1 protein-coding gene is annotated in these 575 nt (G+C 70.4%); it reads left to right on the plus strand.

What is annotated here, in order from left to right:
- The coding region (locus tag AC1DP0_RS22555) for a PLP-dependent transferase (RefSeq protein ID WP_478088923.1) at nucleotides 1–536 on the plus strand (536 nt) is incomplete at its 5' end.
- Nucleotides 537–575 lie beyond the last annotated feature (39 nt).

A 575-nucleotide genomic window follows, 5' to 3' on the forward strand; every position in this document is an offset into this window, starting at 1 on the left:
GCCGCACCCTCGGCGGCGCCGTGCTCGGACCGAAGGAGTTCATCGACGGGCCGGTGCAGAACCTCATGCGCCACACCGGGCCGTCGATGTCGCCCTTCAACGCGTGGGTGCTCCTCAAGGGGCTCGAGACGCTGTCGCTGCGCGTCGAGCGGATGGCCGACAGCGCCCTCGAGGTGGCGCGCTTCCTGGAGTCGCACCCGAAGGTCACGCGCGTCGTGCACCCCTTCCTCGAGTCACACCCGCAGCACGAGCTCGCCAAGCGTCAGATGCGCGCCGCAGGCACCGTCGTCACCTTCGAGCTCGACGGCGGCAAGGACGAGGCGTTCGCGCTGATGAACGAGCTGCAGGTCATCGACATCTCCAACAACCTCGGCGACTCGAAGTCGCTCATCACGCACCCGGCGACGACGACGCACCGCCGTCTGGCGCCGGAGGCGCGGGCGGCGGTCGGCATCACCGACGGCGTGCTCCGGGTCTCCGTCGGTCTCGAGGACGTCCGCGACCTCGTCGACGACCTCCGTCGCGCCCTCACCTGACCGAGCCGTACGCATACCCCTCCCGCCAGACGCGGGCAC

It is taken from the genome of Terrabacter sp. P5_B1, assembly GCF_056400505.1.